Raw genomic sequence first — 21,123 nt, forward strand, 5'->3', positions numbered from 1 at the left:
GTTCAGACGAACGCCCGCTCGATGATCGCCGTCGTATCCACGCCCGTGGGTAGCGTCCCGAACGCGGCACCCCGGTCCGCACCCAGCCGGGACGCGCAGAAGGCGTCCGCGACCGCGCGGTGGCCGTGCCGGACCAGCTGGGCGCCCTGCAGGACCAGTGCCATCAGCTCGACGATCCGGCGTGCCCGGTACTCGATATCGCTGCGATCGGCCAGTTCCTTGCCGACCCGGTCGATCGCATGATCGAGATACGGGTTCTCGCCGCGCGCCCGGGACACCTCGGCGAAGTACGCCTCCACGGTCTCGGGCCGGGTGCCCATCGCGCGTAGCGCGTCGAGTGCGGCCACATTGCCCGACCCCTCCCAGATCGACATGAGCGGCGCTTCCCGGTACAGCCGCGGCATCCCGGACTCCTCGACGTAACCGTTTCCGCCGAAACATTCCAGGGCCTCGGCGGCGTGCGTGGCCGCGCGTTTGCACACCCAGTACTTGGTCACCGCGAGCGCGATCCGGCGCAACGCGGCTTCGCCGGGATCCGCCGCGGCACGATCGGTGGCCCCGGCCAGCCGCAGCATGACCGTGGTGGCGGCCTCGGACTCGAGCACCAGGTCGGCCAGCACATTACGCATCGCCGGCTGGTCGACGAGCGCGGCACCGAACGCCTTGCGATGGCGGGCATGATGCACCGCGCGTACGGCCGCCGCGCGCATCCCGACCGCGGAACCGATCACACAGTCGAGACGGGTCATATTGACCATTTCGATGATGGTCTTCACCCCGGCGCCCTCCGCGCCGACCGGCCAGCCGATCGCGTTCTCGTACTCGATCTCCGAGGACGCGTTCGATTTGTTGCCCAGCTTGTCCTTGAGTCGCTGTAACCGGATCGGATTGCGCGAACCGTCGGGCAGCACCCGCGGCAGCAGGAAACACGACAGCCCGCCCGGCGCCCGCGCCAAGGTCAGGAACATATCCGACATCGGCGCCGAGGTGAACCATTTGTGCCCGACGAGCCGATATGTGCCGTCGGGTTGCGGGGTCGCGGTGGTGGTGTTGGCCTGGACATCGGACCCGCCCTGCTTCTCCGTCATGGACATACCGGCGATGAGCCCCGCCTTGGTCGACGGTTCGCGCAAGCCGAAGTCGTAGGCGCAGGCGGTGAGCAGTGGTTCGTACCGCGCCGCCAGCTCGGGATTGTGCCGCAGTGCCGGTATCGCGGCGTAGGTCATCGACACGGGACACATGTGCCCGGCGTCGGCGGCGCCCCAGACGTAAAATTTGGCGGCCCGCGCCACATGGGCGCCGGTCCGGGCATCGGCCCACGGTGCGGCGTGCAGTCCGTGTTCGACCGCCACGGTCATCAGATCGTGCCAGTGCGGGTGGAATTCCACCTCGTCGACGCGGTTGCCGTAGCGGTCGTGGGTGTGCAGGACGGGCGGATACTCGTTGGCGAGCCGGCCCCACTCCTGCACCCGCTCGGTACCGGCGAGTGTGCCGAGTTCGCGCACTTCCGCCTCCGCCCACCCGGCGCCCTCCCGGTGCAGACCGGCCAGCAACGCCGGGTCCTGGGAAACCTCGAACGGTGTGATCGGCGGAACCTGGTTGAGAACCTCGTGCGTGAGCATCCATCGATTATGCGTCTCATGTCACACTGCGGGCCTCCGGGGGATCTGGACCGGTCGGTATCGCTGGGTAGGCGAGCGGCCCCGCTGTGGTCCGGTCGTGGGCGGCCTCGTCCCGGTAGCGCCCGACTCTTTCTCGGGCAGCCCCGGCGCGCCCGTCGTCCGGACAGCCACCAGCCGGGCACGGCGCGCGGTGATGTTTCGGATACAACGGTTAACCTGTGCGAATGCGCCGATTGAGCGTTGTCGACGAAATCTTCCTGCGCACCCACCAGGGGCTCGGCACCCCGATCGCGCTCCAGGGTCTGTGGCGCACCGCCGGGGCGGTGGAACCCGAGATACTCGCGCGATTGCACGGGGCACTGCGCACCGGGCCGCTGGCCCGCCGGGTGGTCCGTCCCCGGGTCCCGGGTGCTCGGGCGCGGTGGCAGCGCAACGATCGCGTGCATCCGCTCGACCGGCACCGGGCGGCGCTCGCACCCGCCGAGATCCCGCACTGGGCCGACGCGTGTGGTGCCGACCTGGATCCCGAGCACGGTCCGGGCTGGCGGCTGTCGGTGGCGCCGCTCACCGACGGGGGCACGGTTGTGGTGCTCACCTGCTCCCATGTTCTCGCCGATGCCCGGGGGCTGATTCTCGCCGTGGAACGAGCGCTGGAGGCGATGGACTCGGATGGCGCGATGGACCTCCTGTGCGCCCGGCCGGTGGCGGCGCCGGGCGACGACGCCGGGGACGGCCCGGATTCGGACTGGTTCGACGCGGCGCGTACCTGGGTGACGGTCGGGCTCGGTGGTGTGCGTGCCGCCGCGACCCGGATACCGCGCGGTGTGCGCGGGCCGGGGCACGCGAAGCGGGTTGCCGGACGCGACGGGACCGCGACGGGCGCCGACCGCGCGGCTCGTACCGTGGCTACACCGCGCAGCCCGATCGCACCATCGGGTACTTCCTGGTCGCAGTCACGATCCGCATCCGGCGGCCCCGCGGCCCGAGCTGCTCCGCCCGACCCTGCCGGACTTCCCGTGCCGCCGGCGATCGAGGAACGAACCGACCCATCCGGATCTGCCGAGACCTCCACCTTCGCCGCGCTGTCGGAACCGGCGCTCATCCTGCGCTGCCCGGCCCAGGACTGGGATGCGGTCGCCGGGCGATACGGGGGCACAGCCAACAGTCTGTTCATCTGGTTCGTCGCGAACATGCTGTGGGCGGCGGGCTTTCCCGGGGCCGAGATCGCGGCGAGCCTGCCTGTGGACACCCGGGACGAACCCCGGATCGACAACGATCTGGTGGTGACCGAGATCGCGGTGACCCCGGGGGACGGTCCGGCCGATATCCGCGCGAAGAGCCGGTCGGCCTACGAGCGGCGGATGACCGGCCCCGGGGGACTACCGGAAGAGTTCCTCTACCTGGTGCCCGACAAGGTGGCCCATCTGCTGTCCCGGGGAGCGGGGGAACGCGACATCCTGTGCTCGAATATCGGCCCGATCCCGTCCGCGCTGTCGACCCTCGGGCCGCACAGGTGCACCGGTGTCGCGACCCGGGCCGTTCATCCCGGGCTCGACTACGCGCGGCGGCCGCGCACCCGGCTGTCCGGCTACCTGTGCCGTTTCCGGGACGACTACATCCTGACCGTCGCGAGCCTTCACCCGGAGCGGATAGCCGATGCGGCCGCACTGCACCGGCTGGTCACCGCGACCGCCGCACGGGTGGACCTGCCGATCCGGCCGTGGTGAGGGTCAGCGGTTGGCTCGGTACCAGCGGATCAGCGCATCGGTGGACGAATCATCTTGCGGGGCAGGGTCTTCCGCGTCGGTGAGCAGTGGTGCCAGCGCCAGGGCCTGCTGCTTGCCCAGTTCCACACCCCACTGGTCGAAACTGTCGATCCCCCAGATCACACCCGCCACGAACACCTGGTGCTCGTAGAGCGCGATCAGCTGGCCCAGCACCGCGGGGGTGAGCCGGGGCGCGAGGATCGTGGTGCTGGGCCGGTTTCCGGGCATCACCTTGTGCGGTACCAGTTCCGGTGGTGTGCCCTCGGCGGCGATCTCCTCGGCGGTCTTCCCGAACGCCAGCACCTTGGTCTGCGCGAACAGATTGCTCATCAGGATGTCGTGCATACTGCCGGTGCCGTCGCGGGTGGGCAGATCGTCGGTGGGCTGAGCGAAACCGATGAAATCGGCGGGGATCAGCCGGGTGCCCTGGTGCAGAAGCTGATAGAAGGCGTGCTGACCGTTGGTGCCGGGTTCGCCCCAGAAGATCTCGCCGGTGGTGGTGGTGACCGGGGAACCGTCCGCGCGCACCGATTTACCGTTCGACTCCATCGTGAGCTGCTGCAGATAGGCCGGGAAGCGGGCGAGATCGTTGGCGTACGGCAGTACCGCGCGTGACTGCGCGCCGAAGAAGTTCGCGTACCACACACCGAGCAGCGCCAGCAGGGCCGGCGCGTTCTCCGCCAGCGGCGCGGTGGCGAAATGGCGGTCCATATCGTGCATACCGGCGAGGAATTCGGCGAACCGGGTGGGACCGATCGTCACCATGACCGACAGCCCGATGGCCGAATCCACCGAATACCGGCCGCCGACCCAATCCCAGAAGCCGAACATATTGTCGGTGTCGATACCGAATTCGGCCACCCGCCCGGCGTGCGTGGACACCGCGACGAAATGTTTCGCCACGGCGTCCGGGCCGAGAGCGTCGACCAGCCAGCGGCGGGCGGCGGTGGCGTTGGTCAGGGTCTCCAGGGTCGAAAAGGTTTTGGAGGCCACGATGAACAGGGTGGTCGCCGGATCCAGATCCGCCAGTGTGGCCACCAGATCGGCGGGATCCACATTGGAGACGAACCGGGCGCCGATCCCGGCGTCCGCGTAGTGGCGCAGCGCCTGGTGCACCATCACGGGGCCGAGATCCGAACCGCCGATACCGATGTTCACCACCGTGCGGATCCGCTCCCCGGTCGCACCGCGCCAGTCACCCGAACGCACCGAGTCGGCGAAGGCGCCCATCCGGTCGAGGACCTCGTGTACCGCGGCGACCGCGTCCGCGCCGTCGATGGTGAGTGAACTGTCCTCGGGCAACCGCAACGCGGTATGCCCCACCGCCCGGTCCTCGGACGTGTTGAGGTGTTCGCCGCGCAGCATCCGGTCACGCTGCGTCTCCACACCTGCTTCCCGGGCCAGTTCCACCAGCAATTGCAGGGTCTCCCGGGTGACGCGATGCTTGCTGTAGTCGATCCGCAGCTCACCCGCGGTCAGCGTGAGATCGCGGCCGCGCGGTGGATCTTCGGCGAACAGGTCCCTCAGTTGTAGGGCGGCGATCGCAGTGTGATGATCGCGCAATTTCTGCCATGCCGCCGATGCGGTTATGTCGACGCTCACACTGGCCGAGCGTACAACCCACCGGTCCCGGACGCAGGCACGGCCGGGGCCGCGGCGGGTCCCGGGCCGCCGGACGCAGGAGAACGAAGGCGGTTGCCCACCGGTAACTCCAGCGGATCGAAGAACCGGGGTCACCGGGCCCCGACCCGCCCCGCCGCAGGCGGGGCAATAGATACTGTCCGCTCGGGCCGACGACTTCTGCCGGATCCGCGCTTAGGCTGGCCGGTATGGCATCGGAAACCGAAGTACTCGCATCCGTCCCGAAGCAACTGTGGATCGGCGGGCCCGTCGACGCCACCGGTGGGGGCACCTTCGCGGTGCACAACCCGGCGAACGGCGAGGTGCTGGCCGAGGTGGCGGACGGGGCCCCGGAGGACGCGGTACGGGCTCTGGACGCCGCGGCCGCGGTCCAGGCGGAGTGGGCCGCGACTCCGGCCCGCGAGCGTGGGGAGATCCTACGGGCGGTCTTCGAGCGCATCACCGCGCGCGCCGAGGAATTCGCCCTGCTGATGACCCTGGAGATGGGCAAGGCCCTGCCGGAGAGCCGGAACGAGGTCCGCTACGGCGCCGAGTTCTTCCGCTGGTTCAGCGAGGAAGCCGCACGCATCCACGGCCGCTATCTGCACGCGCCCTCGGGTACCGGCCGCATCCTGGTACACAAGCAGCCGGTCGGTCCCTGCCTGGCGATCACGCCGTGGAACTTCCCGCTCGCGATGGGCACCCGCAAGATCGGCCCCGCGCTGGCGGCGGGCTGCACCATGATCGTCAAACCGGCTTCGGCGACCCCGCTCACCATGCTGCTGCTGGCGAAGTTGTGCGCCGAGGCCGGTCTGCCCGACGGTGTGCTGTCGGTGATCACCTCCCGCCGGTCCGGTGCGGTGACCCAGCCGCTGCTCGACGATCCCCGGTTGCGCAAACTCACCTTCACCGGATCCACCGAGGTCGGTCGCACCCTCGTCGAGAAATCGGCCTCCGGCCTGCTGCGCACCTCGATGGAACTCGGTGGGAACGCGCCGTTCGTGGTGTTCGACGACGCCGATATCGATGCGGCAGTCGAGGGGGCCCTGCTGGCCAAACTGCGCAACGGCGGGGAGGCGTGCACCGCGGCCAACCGCTTCCATGTGCACCGCGCGGTGGTCGAGGAGTTCACCGAGAAGTTCGTGGCGGCGATCAACTCCCAGGTCCGGCTGGGCCCGGGTACCGATCCGGACACCACACTCGGTCCGCTGGTCAGCGAGGACCAGCTGAACACCGTCGCCGAACTGGTCGACGACGCGGTCGGCGCGGGCGCGTCGGTCCGCGTCGGCGGGAAGGCTCCGGGCGGTCCGGGCTGGTTCTATCCGGCGACCGTGCTCACCGATATCCCCGCGCAGGCGCGCATCCTCCGCGAGGAGGTTTTCGGCCCGGTGGCGCCGATCGTCGCCTTCGATACCGAGGAGGAGGGGCTGGCCGCCGCCAACGACACCGAGTTCGGCCTGGTGAGCTATATCTACACCCGGGACCTCGAGCGGGCGCTGCGGGTGGCCGAGGGGCTGGAGAGCGGCATGGTGGGGGTGAACCGCGGGGTGATCTCGGACCCGGCGGCCCCGTTCGGCGGGGTCAAGGCTTCCGGCTTCGGCCGGGAGGGCGGTACCGAGGGGATCGAGGAATATCTGTCGACCAAGTACATCGCCATGACGTGACAGACAGTACGAACCGCCCTGGGGCGTGGTCACCCGGGGCGGTTCGTGAGGTTGCGGCGGTCTGCGGGCCGCCGCGTCGGTTCTGGTGGGGCCTAGCGGCCGAGACGTCCGCGCCCGAGACGCAGCAGCAGCATCGCCAGGGTGTGACCCTCCTGGCCGAGCTCGCTGAAGCGCTCCAGCACTTTCATCTCCCGGCTGTGCACCAGGCGGGTACCGCCGGAAGCCATCCGGGTTCGTCCGATTACCCGCGAGATCTCCGTGCGGCGCTTGATGGCCGTGAGGATCTCCGCATCTAGCCGGTCGATCTCCTTCCGAAGCTTTTCGATCTCGGCTTCGGTCCGAGGGAGCTCCGAGTCCGTGTCGGTAGTCGAACCCGACCCGGTCGCCGTAGCGGGTGTGCTCATTTCTCATCTCCTCGTGTCAGAACCTGGATCGGCGCCGAGGCGCGTCGTGTTACCGATCCAGAGCTCCTCCACCGCGTGAAAAAGACCCGGCGGGTCTGGTAGTGCCGTTCCCCCTTTACCTGCCCCGTTCGGGCCTCAGGTGCCCGGTCTGCGGCCCAGCTGTCCACACAACCGGCGCGGATGTTTCGCTGAAGGGCAAACCATATTGCCAGTTTGCCACGGCAACCGATGTATGCAAAACGCTCACTGGTGGGGATATCGGTCCGCCGAGTGGTCCCGCCGGCGACGAATTCGGCCGAGTGTTCGATCGTGTCGGGTCGCGGCGGTAGCGTGAACAGACGATGGACACCACCGCGGCAGCACTTCGTTCGGATTCGCACAATTCCCGTGCCACCACCTCCGCCGCCGGCTCACCGGAGCCCGGCGCGGCGCCGGAGGCCGCGACCCTGCCCGGCCTGGAGCTATCCGGTGCCGAGCGGCGCGCGGCGGCGCCCGGTGGCCGGGAGCCCGGTGCACCGAGCGGTCTGGCCGCGCTGCGGCAGCGGGTGCAGGCCGAGCAGACCCAGCAGCGCACCGATACCGCGCAGCGCCGGGCGGAGGAGGCCGAACAGCTGCTGGAGGGCCTCAATCCGCAGCAGCGCGCCGCCGTACTGCACACCGGCTCGCCCCTGCTGATCGTGGCCGGCGCGGGTTCGGGCAAGACCGCCGTGCTGACCCGCCGGATCGCCTACCTGCTGGCCGCGCGCGGGGCCACCCCCGGGCAGATCCTGGCCATCACCTTCACCAACAAGGCCGCCGCCGAGATGCGCGAGCGGGTCATCGACCTGGTGGGTCCACGCGCCGCGAGTATGTGGGTGTCGACCTTCCATTCGAGTTGTGTGCGGATCCTGCGTACCCAGTCGGCCCTGCTGGCCGGTCTGAACTCGAACTTCTCCATCTACGACGCCGACGATTCCCGGCGGCTGCTCACCATGATCGGCCGGGATCTCGAACTGGACGCCAAGAAGTACACCCCGCGGCTGCTCGCGACCGCCATCTCGAACCTGAAGAACGAACTCGTCGGCCCGGAACAGGCGAGCAGCGACGCGGAATTCGAGGACGCCGAGCTGCCGCGCGTCGTCGCCCGTGTGTACACCGAATACCAGCGGCGACTGCGCACGGCCAACGCGCTGGATTTCGACGACCTCATCGGTGAGACGGTCGCCCTGCTGCAACGGCACCCCGAGGTCGCCGAGTACTACCGCCGCCGCTTCCGGCACGTCCTGGTGGACGAATACCAGGACACCAACCACGCGCAGTACGTGCTGGTGCGGGAACTGGTCGGGCATCACACCGCGGGGTCCGGGGCGGCCGGTGAAGCCGCCGATAGCGACGCCGGCGCGGCCGCCGCACCGGGCGCCGAGCCCCCGGAACCGGACGCGCATACGGTGCCGCCGAGTGAACTCTGCGTGGTCGGCGACGCCGATCAGTCCATCTACGCCTTCCGCGGCGCCACCATCCGCAATATCGAGGAATTCGAGCGTGATTTCCCCGACGCCGAGACCATCCTGCTGGAACAGAACTACCGGTCCACGCAGAACATCTTGTCCGCGGCCAACTCGGTGATCTCGCGCAACAGCAACCGCCGCGACAAGCGGTTGTGGACCGATGCGGGTGAGGGTGAACTCATCACCGGCTACGTCGCCGACAACGAACACGACGAGGCGGCCTTCGTCGCGCGCGAGATCGACCGGCTGGTGGACGAGGGCGAGACCGCTTACTCCGATATCGCGGTGTTCTACCGCACCAACAACAACTCCCGGGCCTTGGAAGAGATCTTCATCCGGATGGGCCTGCCCTACAAAGTGGTCGGCGGGGTTCGGTTCTACGAGCGCAAAGAGGTTCGCGATATCGTCGCCTACCTGCGCGTCCTGGAGAACCCGGACGATGCGGTGAGCCTGCGCCGGATCCTCAACACCCCGCGGCGCGGTATCGGTGACCGTGCCGAGGCCTGTGTGGCGGTGCACGCCGAACAGCGCGGTATCGGTTTCGCCGAGGCGCTGCGCGATGCCGCCGCCGGCGAGGTCGCGCTGCTGAACACCCGGGCGCGCAACGCGATCGCCGGATTCGTCGCGCTGCTCGAGCAGATCCGGGCCGCCGGTGAAATGGACGAGGTCGATTTCCCCGATGTGGGCGCGGTGGTCGAGGCGGTACTGGATCGCACCGGCTACCGGGCGGAACTGGAGGCCTCCGACGATCCGCAGGACGGCGCGCGGCTGGACAACCTGAACGAACTCGTCAGCGTCGCCCGAGAGTTCAGCTCCGAGGCGCGGAACGCGCTCGAGGCCGCCCGGGCCGAGGGCCTGGTACCGGAGACGGGTGAGGGCGAACCCGAACCCGGTTCGCTGGCCGCCTTCCTGGAACGGGTATCGCTGGTGGCCGATGCCGACCAGATACCCGCGGAGGGGTCGGGCATGGTCACCATGATGACCCTGCACACCGCCAAGGGCCTGGAGTTCCCGGTGGTCTTCGTGACCGGATGGGAGGACGGCCAGTTCCCGCATCTGCGGGCCCTCGGCGACCCTGCCGAACTGGCCGAGGAACGCCGGCTGGCCTATGTGGGGATCACGCGGGCCCGGCGCCGCCTGTATCTCACCCGCGCGGTGGTCCGCTCGGCGTGGGGGCAGCCGGTGTTCAACCCGGAGTCCCGGTTCCTGCAGGAGGTCCCGGATCATCTGATCGATTGGCAGCGCCTGGAACCCAAACGGTCGTCGGCGCCGGCGCAGTACGGCCGCCGCCGTGGTGCCGAGTCGAGCGACGAGGACTGGACCGGCGGCTGGCCGCAGTCGCGGGAGGCGCGGCCCGGCATCCGGGAGACCCGCCCGGCGCGGCGCGGCGTATCCCGCAACAATGTCGGCCTGGCGCTGGCGGTCGGCGACCGGGTCAGCGACGACAAGTACGGTCTCGGCCGGGTGGTCGCCGCGGACGGGGTCGGCGATATGGCGAGTGTGACGATCGATTTCGGGACCAGTGGCACCATCCGGCTCATCCCGAAGTTCAGTCAGACCCTCACCAAGCTGTAGCGCCCCTGCGGGGTCGGGCCGCGCGGTAGGTTCCGATCATGGAGTCTGTCGCGCAGCATCTGATGTGGTTCGTGCCGATGCTCTGGCTCGGCATGGTGCTGGCCATCTCGTTTTTGGAAGCGCCGCTGAAATTCCGCGCGCCCGGGGTCACCACCGAACTCGGGCTGGGTATCGGGCGGCTGGTGTTCCGGGCGCTGAACACGGTGGAGGCCGTGCTGGCGGCGGTGCTGCTGGTGGCGGCCGTCGTGCTGGCGCCCACCGGGGCGGTGTGGGTGTGGCTCGCGATCGCGGTGGTGGTCCTGGTGGTCCAGCTGGCCGTGGTGCGCCCGCCGCTGTCGCGCCGCTCGGACCGGGTGCTCGCGGGTGAGAAGTTACCGCGTTCGACGGCGCACTACTGGTACATCGGGCTGGAGATCGTCAAGGTGATCGCGCTGATCGGGCTGGCGGTCACCGCCGCACCGTGAAAACGACCGTGCCCGGGCGCTGTGGCTCGGCATCCGGCGGGTGGCGGGCCGGGCTAGTCGCCGTTGCCGGTGAGGCTGATCCCCCGGGTGGCCAGCCACGGCACCGGGTCGATCTTGTCGCTGCCGTTGAGCCACACCTCGAAGTGGCAGTGCGGGCCGGTGGAGAACCCGCGGTTGCCCATCGTGGCGATCTGGTCTCCGGCGTACACGTACTCGCCCACCGAGACGGTGGTGGTGTCGACGTGCCCGTAGACGGTAACTGTGCCGTCCGCGTGCAGCAGACGCACCCACATCCCGAAACCCGAGGCCGGCCCGGCATCGATGACCTCGCCGTCGGCCACCGCGTAGATCGGGGTGCCGATCGGCGCGGCCACGTCGATGCCGAGATGCTGGACGCCCCAGCGGGCGCCGAAGCCGGAGGTGTACGCGCCGCTGGCGAACTTCGCGAACAGCGGACGGAACTTGGCTTCTTCGGCCTGGGCCAGATCCTCCGCGAACTGGGCACCGTTGGCCAGCATCTCGCCGAAGCGGCTGGTGTCGACCGGGAGGTTGCCGCCGAGCATCTGCGGTGACGCTGTATTCGATACGGTGGCCGGGTTCTCGGTCGCCATCGACTGGGCGGCGATCTCGTGGACCGACCCGGCGGCTTCGTAATCGGTGGCCTGCTGTGCTTGTTTGTGATCGGTGGGTTCGGCGGTGGCGCACTGTCCGGCGGCCACCACCGCGCCCGCGGCCACCGCGACGACCGCGGCGCGGCCCTTGAGCGCGGACGGCGGGGCAGCTACCCGATGCGCGCCCCGGGAGCGGGACTGCCGGGTTTCCTCCGGCTCGTCCTCGGCGACCGGCGCGCTCTCCAGCGCCTCGGCGATCGTCGTGGGTCCGGCGTAGTGATCGGAATCCGCTCGGCCGCCGGTCTCGTAGGGCGCGGGGCCGGGCCAGGACTGCGCGGGCGCGTCGGACCACGACTGTGCCTCGGTCCAGCTCTGGTGGGTGTTCCAGTTCGGATCGCTGTGCCAGACGGGCTTGTCGTTCTGTTGCCACCCGCCCTGCTGCCAGTTGTCCTGCACCGCCTGCTGTTCGCTACCGGACCAGCTGTCGGCCTGGGAATCGGCCCAACCCTGGTTGGTCGACCAGAAGTCGTCGGCGGCGGTGCGATGGGCATCGGCGGCGGCCGAGGCGGCAGCGGTGTTGAGCGGGCGCCTGCGGGCCCGGCTGTCACCGGGTGCGCCGAACGCGTTGAACGTCGTCTGGACCGATTCGGCCGACTGCGCGTTCTCGTGCCGGCGCCGGGCGCGACCGTCGGGGTGGGCGTCGAGGGTGCCGCGGTGGTTCATCGGCCGGTTCGCATCCGACCGACACCGGACTTCCGGCCGATGGTGAGGGGATGCGGTGCCGGAAGGGCTGCTGCCGAACGGCTCTGCGACTGCGGAGCGGGGTGCTGCGTCAAGCTGCCGTCCTCTCTAAACCTGCTCAGGGAGCAACATCACGGAGATCTCTACTCGCGGAACAACCGGGTGCGCAAGCATCCACGCTGTGCAACGTTTGTGATCGGCCTGTGACATCGACCGGCTTCGACGGTAACGAAACGATTGCGACGCGGCAAGCGGTAGGACGTATTCAAACGTTACTGTGACATTGATCACGTTTCCCTCGCGGGGGAGCTCACGGTCGGACACTCCGCTCTGTGATCCCGGGGCCGCGATCGTCCTTCTCGTGTGCGCGGTGGCCGCGCACCGCCTGCGGCTCACCCGAAAGCTACTCGCCGGTAGCCTTGGCCTGCGGCTTTACCCTCCCCGCAGGAAGGCTCGTGACCTGCGCCACTTAGGATGAACGTGCCCGATCGGGCGTGCCTGTGAGTGGTTAGAGTCCGAACGACCCGCTACCGACGTCGGGCCGCCAACAAAGACGTTGTCATAGCAACGCAGACGAGACGGTGAGTACATGGATCTCTTCGAATATCAGGCGAAGGAGCTCTTCGTAAAGCACGGGGTGCCTTCGTCGGAAGGCCGCGTGACCGACACTGCCGAGGACGCCCGCGCGATCGCCGCGGAAATCGGCAAACCGGTGATGATCAAGTCCCAGGTGAAGGTCGGCGGCCGCGGCAAGGCCGGTGGCGTGAAGTACGCGGCCACCCCGGACGACGCGTTCACCCACGGGCAGAACATCCTCGGCCTGGACATCAAGGGTCACATCACCAAGAAAATTCTGGTCGCCGAGGCGAAGGACATCGCCGAGGAGTACTACATCTCCTTCCTGCTCGATCGCACCAACCGCACCTATCTGGCCATGTGCTCGGTCGAGGGCGGTATGGAGATCGAAGAGGTCGCCGCCACCAAGCCCGACCGGCTGGCCAAGATTGCGGTCGACGCGGTCAAGGGAGTCGACCTCGCGTTCGCCCGCTCGATCGCCGAGCAGGGCCATCTGCCCGCCGATGTGCTGGACGCCGCCGCGGTGACCATCCAGAAGCTGTGGGAGGTCTTCGTCAACGAGGACGCCACCCTGGTCGAGGTCAACCCGCTGGTCCGTACCCCGGACAACGAGATCCTCGCGCTCGACGGCAAGGTCACCCTGGACGAGAACGCCGAGTTCCGGCACGCCGACCACGCGGAGTTCGCGGACAAGGACGCGACCGATCCGCTGGAGCTCAAGGCCAAGGAGAACGACCTCAACTACGTCAAGCTCGACGGTGCGGTCGGCATCATCGGCAACGGTGCCGGTCTGGTCATGTCCACCTTGGACGTCGTCGCCTACGCGGGCGAGAAGCACAGCGGTGTCAAGCCGGCCAACTTCCTCGATATCGGTGGCGGCGCCTCCGCCGAGGTCATGGCCAACGGTCTCGACGTCATCCTGAACGATGCCCAGGTGAAGAGCGTTTTCGTGAACGTCTTCGGTGGTATCACCGCGTGCGACGCGGTCGCCAACGGCATCGTGAAGGCCCTCGAGATCCTGGGCGACGAAGCGAACAAGCCGCTGGTGGTCCGCCTGGACGGGAACCGGGTGGAGGAGGGCCGCAAGATTCTCGCCGAGGCCGCGCACCCCCTGGTGACGCTGGCACAGACCATGGACGAAGGCGCCGACAAGGCCGCCGAACTCGCGGCCCGCTGAGTCGACCTACCAGGGCACGCCCAGTAAAGGACACACAGAACTATGTCTATTTTCCTCAACAAGGATTCGAAGGTCATCGTCCAGGGCATCACCGGCGGCGAGGGCACCAAGCACACCGCGCTGATGCTCGCGGCCGGTACCCAGGTCGTCGGCGGTGTGAACGCGCGTAAGGCGGGCACCACCGTCTCGCACACCGACAAGGACGGCAATGCCGTCGAACTGCCCGTGTTCGCCACCGTGGCCGAGGCCATGGAGAAGACCGGCGCGGATGTCTCCATCGCGTTCGTCCCGCCGAAGTTTTCCAAGGACGCCATCATCGAGGCCATCGACGCGGAGATCCCGCTGCTCGTGGTGATCACCGAGGGCATCCCGGTGCAGGACACCGCCTACGCGTGGGCCTACAACGTGGAGAAGGGCGCCAAGACCCGGATCATCGGCCCCAACTGCCCCGGCATCATCACCCCCGGCGAATCGCTGGTCGGTATCACCCCGGCCAACATCACCGGCAAGGGCCCGATCGGCCTGGTGTCCAAGTCCGGCACCCTGACCTACCAGATGATGTACGAGCTGCGCGACTTCGGCTTCTCGACCTCCATCGGTATCGGCGGCGACCCGGTGATCGGCACCACCCACATCGACGCCATCGAGGCGTTCGAGAAGGACCCGGAGACGAAGCTGATCGTCATGATCGGTGAGATCGGCGGCGACGCCGAGGAGCGGGCCGCGGCCTACATCCAGGCCAATGTCACCAAGCCGGTCGTCGGTTACGTGGCCGGCTTCACCGCCCCCGAGGGTAAGACCATGGGCCACGCCGGCGCCATCGTCTCCGGCTCCTCGGGTACCGCGCAGGCCAAGAAGGACGCGCTGGAGGCCGCGGGCGTGAAGGTCGGCAAGACGCCGTCCGAGACCGCCGCGCTGGCGCGCGAGATCCTGGAGAAGGCGGCAGTTTCCGCCTGATCCGGTAGCAGCGCCGAACTCCGGGAGGCCGTCCGCATCGCGCGGGCGGCCTCCGTGGTTTGTCGCGTACCAACCGGGAATACGGTGCGTGGACGGTATCGGTGGCGTAATCGAGCCGTCTACGGCCGAATCCTTCGGTGATGACCTCTGCGCGTGTGTGCAGTAGCGTCAAAGAGAATTCAGCCGTCAAGTACGTATTACTCGACCTAGGAGATGACGACATGTCATACCCGACCGGGGGCTCCGGGTACAACGCACCCGTTCCGCCCTCCGTTCCGCCCAATCCAGGCCAGCAGGCGGCCGGTGGTGGGAGTGCCGCTGGGGCCGGCGGGAAAGGACTGCCGTTCTTCCTCACCATCGGTGTGGCCGCGGTGGGCGTGATCGCCTTCCTGCTCGGCTTCCTGTCCTATGTGGGCGCGGATACCGATATGGATCTGCCGTCCTCGGCCGATACCAGCCTGAACCTGTTCGAGTACCAGGAAGCCACGATCGGCGGACTGCTGCTGATCGCCGCGATCCTCGCGGGCCTGTCGCTGCTGCCCAAACAGAACTGGGTCGGCGCGGCGGCCGCGGTGGCGGCCGGAACCTTCGTCACCATCCTGTTCCAGCTGTTCAGCCTGCCCGAGGGCGCGAAGGCCGAGATCGGGCTCTACCTGATCCTGGTGCTGGCGCTGGTGCAGACGGGTCTCGCGGTGGCGGTCGTGCTGTTCGACACCGGAATCCTCACCCCGCCGGCCGCTCGTCCGGCGGCGCAGACCGGATTCCCCGGCGGCCAGCAGGGGTACGGCCAGCAGCAGTACCAGGGGCAGCAGCAGGGGTACGGCCAGCAGCCGGGTTACGGCCAGCAGTACAGCAGCGGTCAGCAGCCGCAGCCGGGTTACGGTCAGCAGCCGGCGGCCTACGGTCAGCAGCCGGGTTACGGCCAGCAGCAGCAGGGTTACGGCCAGCAGCCGCAGCAGTCGCCGTATGCCGGTGGCCAGCAGCCCTCGCCCTACGGTCAGCAGCCGCAGCAGCCGGCCTACAGTCAGCAGCCGCAGCAGCCGGGTCAGCCGGGTCAGCCGGCCCAGCCGTTCGGTGGTGAACAGCCGTCCGATCCGGCCGCCGACGCCACCCGCGCGTTCCGGCAGTCCGACGACCAGCAGTGAGCACTGGCAGCACCCGGCGCGGCGCGCCTGAAGCGCCCGCGCCGGGGCGGCTGCCACTCTGAAATCCATGAGTTCCCCGCGTACCTCGTCGAACCACCCGATCCGGGGGGCACGCAGGAGTTCGACGCGTTCCGGCGACCAGCCGGGTTTTCTCTCGCTACCCCCCGATCGCGCGCGGGTTCTTCTCTTCGTGGCCTTCCGGCCCGCCGCTTTCGCCCTGGCGGTCGTCGTGGTCACCATGCTGGTGACCCTTTTCACCGCGGGCAGCGATCTCACCGGTCTCAGCGGCGCGGTGGCCGCGGGATGGCTCGCCGTGCACCAGGTACCGCTGCTCATCGGCAGTACGACGGTGGGCCTGCTACCGGTGCTGCCGACCGCGCTGCTGCTGTGGGCCGCGGCCCGGGAAGCCGTCGCCGCCACCGATACCGAACCCACCCGGGCCGAACTGGGTTGGTTGTGCGGTGCCGCCGTGGGTGGCCCGCTGCTGATCACCGCCGTATGCCTGGCGGTCACCGAGGACGCGTCGGGATCCATTGCCCTGCAACGCCCCAACCCGCTGACCGCCTTCGGCTGGGTGCTGCTCCTGCACCTGACCGCCGTCCTGTGCGGTATCGCGTTCCGTTGCCGGGAACGCCTCTTCGAAGGTCTGCCCTACGACGTGATCGCCGCCGCGTACGTGGCGGGCCGGGCCGTGTTGCGTCTGCTGGCCGCCGCGGCGGTGCTGGTGGTGCTGGCCTTACTGGTGCACTGGTCGCGGGTCGGCGAAACCTACGGGTCCGCGGAGGGGATCGTGGACGTACTCGGGATCACCCTGCTCTCGCTGCTGTATCTGCCGAACGCCGTGGTGGCCGGCGCCGGGGTGCTGGTGGGTCCGGGGATCGAATTCGGTGATGCGTCGGTCGGGGTGTTCACCGTGGTCGGTGGACCGATTCCCGCGGTCCCGGTGCTCGCCGCGGTACCGACGGGTCCGGCCGTGCTCTGGTGGGCCGTGCTGCTGCTCGTACCGGCGGCCGTGGGCGTGTACGGGGGCGTGGAATCGGCCCGGGTGAGCTACGACCGTCCCGGCGCGCCCTGGGCGCTGCTCGCCGCGGCCGGGCTCGGGAGCGCGGCGCTCACCGCGCTGGCCGCGCTGTCCGGGGGGGAGCTGGGGAATTTCGGGCGCCTCGGCCTAGAGCTTCCGGTGTTCGCCCTGGCGGTATTCGCCTGGCTGGCGATTCCCGGCTACGCCGGTCTGCTCTTCGCGCGCACCTTCGTCGTCTCCTTCCCCACCCCGCTGATGCGCCATCCCGACGCGCTCTTCGACCCGGACGATATCGACTACGACGACGAGGACTATTACTCCGACGAATACGAGAGCGCCCGGGCGCCGGCGGACCGTGCACTACCGGTGCGGCGGCTCCCGGAGCTGCCGGGCGATTCCGCCACCGATGCGGCCGGCCGCTACGCCGGTCTGCTCGACCGGCCGCGCGCCGAGTCGCCGGGGCCCGAGCAGCCGCTGGAGGTCGAAGCCGAGGTGGTCGAGGACCAGCCGCGCGGACCCGGCGCCGGGATTGTCGCCGCCGCGGAGACGGCACCCGAGATCGTGGACGCGGAAGTGGTCGAATCGGACGCTCTCGACGGGGACGATGGATACGACGGGGCCGGCGGCCGGAGCTGACCGCGTCCGGTCCGGGCTCCGGCTCACTGCCGCCGCAGGCGGGCCCGACCGCGTCTACTAGGCTCTATCCGTGCCGCGGGTTCGTCCCCGCCGGCGGGTGAACCCCGCCCGCCGTTCCTTCGATCCAGGAGTAGAGCCCTGACCGCCCCGGAACCCACCGATTCCACCCCGGCCGGCCTGGTCGTACTCGCCTCGGGGACCGGTTCGCTGCTGCGCGCGTTGCTCGATGCCACCGCCGACCCCGGTTATCCGGCGCGGATCCACGCGGTGGGCGTCGACCGGGAGTGCGCCGCCGTCGAACACGCGGCGGCGGCGGGCGTCCCCACTTTCCGGGTCGCGGTCGGCGATCACGCAGATCGCGGTGCCTGGGATGTGGCGCTCACCGAGGCAGTGGCCGGATACTCGCCCGACCTGGTGGTCTGCGCGGGTTACATGAAGCTGCTGGGCCCGGTGTTCCTGGATCGTTTCGGCGGCCGGATCATCAACACCCATCCGGCCCTGCTGCCCGCTTTCCCCGGTGCGCACGGGGTGCGGGACGCGCTGTCCTACGGCGTCCGGGTCACCGGGACCACCGTGCACCTGGTGGACGCCGGTGTGGACACCGGCCCGATCCTGGCCCAGGAGCCCGTCCGGGTCGATCCGGCCGACGACGAGGCCGAATTGCACGAGCGCATCAAAGTTGTGGAGCGACGGTTGCTGGTGGAGGTTGTCGCCGCCGTCGCGACCCGCGGAATTGTCTCCGATGGACGAAAGGCAGTTATCCCTGATGAGCGAGTTCTCCGGTGAGTGAACGCACGCCGATCCGCCGGGCGCTGGTGAGCGTCTACGACAAGACCGGGCTCGTGGAGCTGGCGACCGCCCTGCACGCGGCCGGGGTGGAACTGGTGTCCACCGGCTCGACCGCGGCGCGGATCGCGGACGCCGGTGTCCCGGTGACCAAGGTCGAGGACCTGACCGGGTTCCCGGAAACCCTGGACGGACGGGTCAAAACCCTGCATCCGCGGGTGCACGCGGGCATTCTGGCCGATACCCGCAAAGCCGAGCACCTCGACCAGCTCACCGAGCTGGGTATCGAGGCCTTCCAGCTGGTCGTGGTGAACCTCTACCCGTTCAGCGAGACCGTCGCGAGCGGGGCGAGTCCGGACGACTGTGTCGAACAGATCGATATCGGCGGACCGTCGATGGTGCGCGCCGCGGCCAAGAACCATCCGTCGGTCGCCGTGGTGGTGAACACCGGCGACTACGACGAGGTCCGCAAGGCCGTCGCCGACGGCGGGTTCACGCTGTCGGAGCGTATCGCGCTGGCCGCCAAGGCTTTCCAGCACACTGCGAGCTATGACGTCGCGGTCGCGAACTGGATGGCGTCGACGCTGGTCGTGCGGACTGCCGGGGAGGACGAGTTCCCGTCCTGGATCGGCGCGGTGTGGGACCGTTCGACGGTCCTGCGCTACGGCGAGAACCCGCATCAGCGGGCCGCGCTGTACACCGACGGTGACGGCGGGCTCGGTCTGGCACGGGCGCGGCAGTTGCACGGCAAGGAGATGTCGTACAACAACTACACCGACGCCGATGCCGCTCGCCGGGCCGCCTACGACCACGAGGCGCCCGCGGTGGCGATCATTAAACACGCCAACCCCTGCGGTATCGCGACCGGCGCGGATATCGCCGAGGCGCATCGCAAAGCGCACGCCTGTGATCCGGTGAGTGCCTACGGCGGCGTCATCGCTACCAACCGCGAGGTCTCGGTGGCGATGGCCCAGCAGGTGGCCGAGATCTTCACCGAGGTGATCGTGGCGCCCTCCTACGCCGACGGTGCCGTCGAGGTGTTGCAGCGCAAGAAGAACATTCGCATCCTGATCGCCGAAGCGCCGGCCCCCGCGGGTGCCGAACACCGGCCGGTGAGTGGCGGGCTGCTGGTCCAGGAGCGCGATGTGATCGACGCCGACGGCGACGATCCGGCGAACTGGACCCTCGCGGCCGGCGAAGCCGCGGACGCGGCGACACTCGCCGATCTCGGATTCGCCTGGCGCGCCTGCCGGGCCGTGAAATCGAACGCCATCCTGCTGGCCCATGACGGTGCGTCGGTAGGCGTCGGTATGGGTCAGGTCAACCGGGTCGATTCGGTACGGCTCGCCGTCCAGCGGGCCGGTGACCGGGCCGCGGGGTCGGTGGCGGCCTCGGACGCGTTCTTCCCGTTCCCCGACGGGCCGCAACTGTTGCTGGAAGCCGGTATCCGGGCGATCGTCCAGCCGGGCGGTTCGGTGCGCGACCAGGACACCATCGACGCGGCGCGAGCGGCCGGGGTGACCATGTACTTCACCGGGTCCCGTCACTTCGCGCACTGAGCGTGGTGCCCGTGGCGGTGATCGCCACGGGCACCGAGCAGTTCAGTCGAGGCGGGGTGGAATGCACAGGGGGATCGGCATACACGGATCCGGCGTACCCGACAGCGGCTGGAAAAGTACGACCAAGAGTTCGGCCGAACCGCCGGCGGGGTTGCCCGGTGCCCGTCCGACCGCGCCGGGAATGGACTGTTCCAGTGGTAGGCCGGCGCCGGCGCCCGCTGTGGCCGCGCCCGCGACCGTTGCGAAGGCCATCGCGATCGCGATAGCGCATGATACGAGTGCTCGCTGCTGCATAGCCGCTTTTCCTCTATCGGTCGGTCGCGTCTGCGACCGAATTGCCACTACCGCAAGGGTAGGAGAGTCGGCGGTGCCGGGGCAGCCCATGATTACAGGGGCCCCTTGACGCCAGGCCTTTCGGCCCGGCGACAGGGCCGGTGGGCGCAGCCGGTCAGGCCGCGCCGAGTACCCGGCGGTCGCCCAGCGGTGCGTCCAACTGGATCTCCAGCGTGCCGAAAACCGCCATCATCACGCACATCTTGTCGACGGCGTCGGCGCGGGTGCCGCTGCGGAGTTCGACGGTGACCGTGCTGTCGTCCTCGGTGGCGGTGGCGTCCACGCCGTAGCATTCGGGCACACCGGTTTCGAAGTGGATCGCGATCCGGTCCTCGGCCATCTTCGTCCACGAGGTGAAGGGCACGGGATGGGCACCGACGATCGACGGGTCCGCGGTGAAGAGGTGGCCGGGGTCGGCTCCGGGGTCCTCGGTGGGAGTCGCGGGCGTATTCGCCGGGGCGGGCACGGAGGTCGGGGAGAGGCCGGGCTCCGGATCGGCGGTGCCGTCGCTACCGCAGGCCGAGACCGCGAGGACGACGCCGAGAGTCAGAAGTGCCGTACATCCCCGCAGTGTGACCATGCGCACCACTGTAGTGGGCGTCGGCTCCTCGTCGCCCGTACGTGGGCTCGGCAGCCGGACGCCCGGCGCCGCATCGTGCGGTGCCGGGCGTCCGGGCGAGAATTCGGTGCCGCGTCAGCGGCTGGTGAAGGGGAGCAAAGCCATTTCGCGCGCGTTCTTCACCGCGACCGCGACCTGGCGCTGCTGCTGCGGGGTCAGACCGGTGACCCGGCGGCTGCGGATCTTGCCGCGATCGGAGATGAAGGTGCGCAGCAGATTCACATCCTTGTAATCAACCGTCTCGATACCGGCGGCGATCAGGGGATTCTTCTTGGGCCGGCGGGCCTGTTCGGCGCGGACCTTCTTCGACGGGCCTCGTTTGACTGCCATATGACCGGTTCCTAACTCACGAGATCGGTG

General features: G+C 69.1%; 17 protein-coding genes. 10 read left to right on the plus strand and 7 right to left on the minus strand.

The annotated features are described in order from the left end of the window. Positions 1–2: 2 nt before the first annotated feature. Positions 3–1,622: an acyl-CoA dehydrogenase family protein gene (locus AB0H42_RS25505; protein ID WP_357060149.1), complete on the minus strand. Its 1,620-nt coding sequence runs from the start codon at positions 1,620–1,622 to the stop codon at positions 3–5. Between the two features lie 224 nt (positions 1,623–1,846). Here AB0H42_RS25505 and AB0H42_RS25510 point away from each other — a divergent pair, with 224 nt between their 5' ends. Continuing rightward, complete coding sequence (locus AB0H42_RS25510) at positions 1,847–3,349, plus strand: hypothetical protein (RefSeq protein WP_357060152.1); 1,503 nt, start codon at positions 1,847–1,849, stop codon at positions 3,347–3,349. Positions 3,350–3,352: 3 nt separating this feature from the next. Here AB0H42_RS25510 and pgi read toward each other — a convergent pair whose 3' ends face one another. Beyond that, positions 3,353–4,990, minus strand: a complete 1,638-nt coding sequence (gene pgi / locus AB0H42_RS25515) for a glucose-6-phosphate isomerase (protein ID WP_357060155.1) — start codon at positions 4,988–4,990, stop codon at positions 3,353–3,355. Between the two features lie 227 nt (positions 4,991–5,217). Between pgi and AB0H42_RS25520 the strand changes: the two genes are divergently transcribed. Then, positions 5,218–6,672 carry an NAD-dependent succinate-semialdehyde dehydrogenase gene (locus tag AB0H42_RS25520; RefSeq protein ID WP_357060158.1) on the plus strand — a complete coding sequence of 485 codons (1,455 nt, stop codon included), beginning with the start codon at positions 5,218–5,220 and terminating at the stop codon, positions 6,670–6,672. Positions 6,673–6,764: 92 nt separating this feature from the next. On the opposite strand, the gene AB0H42_RS25525 is transcribed toward AB0H42_RS25520, so the two are convergent. After that, positions 6,765–7,076: a chorismate mutase gene (locus tag AB0H42_RS25525; protein ID WP_030522366.1), complete on the minus strand. Its 312-nt coding sequence runs from the start codon at positions 7,074–7,076 to the stop codon at positions 6,765–6,767. Between the two features lie 341 nt (positions 7,077–7,417). Between AB0H42_RS25525 and pcrA the strand changes: the two genes are divergently transcribed. Together pcrA and AB0H42_RS25535 are read left to right on the plus strand one after the other, a co-directional pair. Further along, on the plus strand, positions 7,418–10,138 hold the full coding sequence (gene pcrA / locus AB0H42_RS25530; RefSeq protein ID WP_357060161.1) for a DNA helicase PcrA: 2,721 nt from the start codon (positions 7,418–7,420) through the stop codon (positions 10,136–10,138). 38 nt (positions 10,139–10,176) lie between these two features. Continuing rightward, on the plus strand, positions 10,177–10,602 hold the full coding sequence (locus AB0H42_RS25535) for a hypothetical protein (protein ID WP_357060163.1): 426 nt from the start codon (positions 10,177–10,179) through the stop codon (positions 10,600–10,602). 53 nt (positions 10,603–10,655) lie between these two features. Here AB0H42_RS25535 and AB0H42_RS25540 read toward each other — a convergent pair whose 3' ends face one another. Then, on the minus strand, positions 10,656–11,936 hold the full coding sequence (locus AB0H42_RS25540; protein ID WP_357060166.1) for a M23 family metallopeptidase: 1,281 nt from the start codon (positions 11,934–11,936) through the stop codon (positions 10,656–10,658). Between the two features lie 607 nt (positions 11,937–12,543). Here AB0H42_RS25540 and sucC point away from each other — a divergent pair. The 6 genes from sucC to purH all read left to right on the plus strand — a co-directional run bounded on the left by sucC (position 12,544) and on the right by purH (position 19,811). After that, positions 12,544–13,707, plus strand: a complete 1,164-nt coding sequence (sucC, locus tag AB0H42_RS25545; RefSeq protein WP_357060169.1) for an ADP-forming succinate--CoA ligase subunit beta — start codon at positions 12,544–12,546, stop codon at positions 13,705–13,707. A 42-nt stretch (positions 13,708–13,749) separates the two neighbouring features. Further along, on the plus strand, positions 13,750–14,664 hold the full coding sequence (sucD, locus tag AB0H42_RS25550) for a succinate--CoA ligase subunit alpha (protein WP_357060172.1): 915 nt from the start codon (positions 13,750–13,752) through the stop codon (positions 14,662–14,664). A gap of 221 nt (positions 14,665–14,885) precedes the next feature. After that, positions 14,886–15,809, plus strand: a complete 924-nt coding sequence (locus AB0H42_RS25555) for a DUF5336 domain-containing protein (RefSeq protein ID WP_357060174.1) — start codon at positions 14,886–14,888, stop codon at positions 15,807–15,809. Positions 15,810–15,876: 67 nt separating this feature from the next. Then, positions 15,877–17,466, plus strand: a complete 1,590-nt coding sequence (locus AB0H42_RS25560) for a DUF6350 family protein (RefSeq protein ID WP_357060176.1) — start codon at positions 15,877–15,879, stop codon at positions 17,464–17,466. A gap of 138 nt (positions 17,467–17,604) precedes the next feature. Then, on the plus strand, positions 17,605–18,252 hold the full coding sequence (purN, locus tag AB0H42_RS25565; protein WP_357060262.1) for a phosphoribosylglycinamide formyltransferase: 648 nt from the start codon (positions 17,605–17,607) through the stop codon (positions 18,250–18,252). After that, positions 18,249–19,811 (plus strand): bifunctional phosphoribosylaminoimidazolecarboxamide formyltransferase/IMP cyclohydrolase, encoded by a 1,563-nt coding sequence (gene purH / locus AB0H42_RS25570; RefSeq protein WP_357060178.1) that lies wholly within the window; start codon positions 18,249–18,251, stop codon positions 19,809–19,811. The genes purN and purH overlap by 4 nt, the downstream gene beginning before the upstream one ends. 42 nt (positions 19,812–19,853) lie before the next feature. Here the strand turns inward: purH and AB0H42_RS25575 are convergent, their stop codons facing one another. The 3 genes from AB0H42_RS25575 to rpsR form a co-directional block, all read right to left on the minus strand. Beyond that, positions 19,854–20,063, minus strand: coding sequence for a hypothetical protein (locus AB0H42_RS25575; protein ID WP_357060180.1), 210 nt, complete (start codon positions 20,061–20,063; stop codon positions 19,854–19,856). A 196-nt stretch (positions 20,064–20,259) separates the two neighbouring features. Continuing rightward, positions 20,260–20,724 carry a hypothetical protein gene (locus AB0H42_RS25580; protein ID WP_357060183.1) on the minus strand — a complete coding sequence of 155 codons (465 nt, stop codon included), beginning with the start codon at positions 20,722–20,724 and terminating at the stop codon, positions 20,260–20,262. A gap of 114 nt (positions 20,725–20,838) precedes the next feature. Continuing rightward, the gene (gene rpsR, locus AB0H42_RS25585) at positions 20,839–21,093 is read right to left on the minus strand and encodes a 30S ribosomal protein S18 (RefSeq protein ID WP_030522354.1); all 255 of its coding nucleotides are present in this window, start codon (positions 21,091–21,093) and stop codon (positions 20,839–20,841) included. Between the last annotated feature and the right edge of the window lie 30 nt (positions 21,094–21,123).

The organism is Nocardia sp. NPDC050799, from assembly GCF_040654015.1.
GTDB lineage: Bacteria > Actinomycetota > Actinomycetes > Mycobacteriales > Mycobacteriaceae > Nocardia.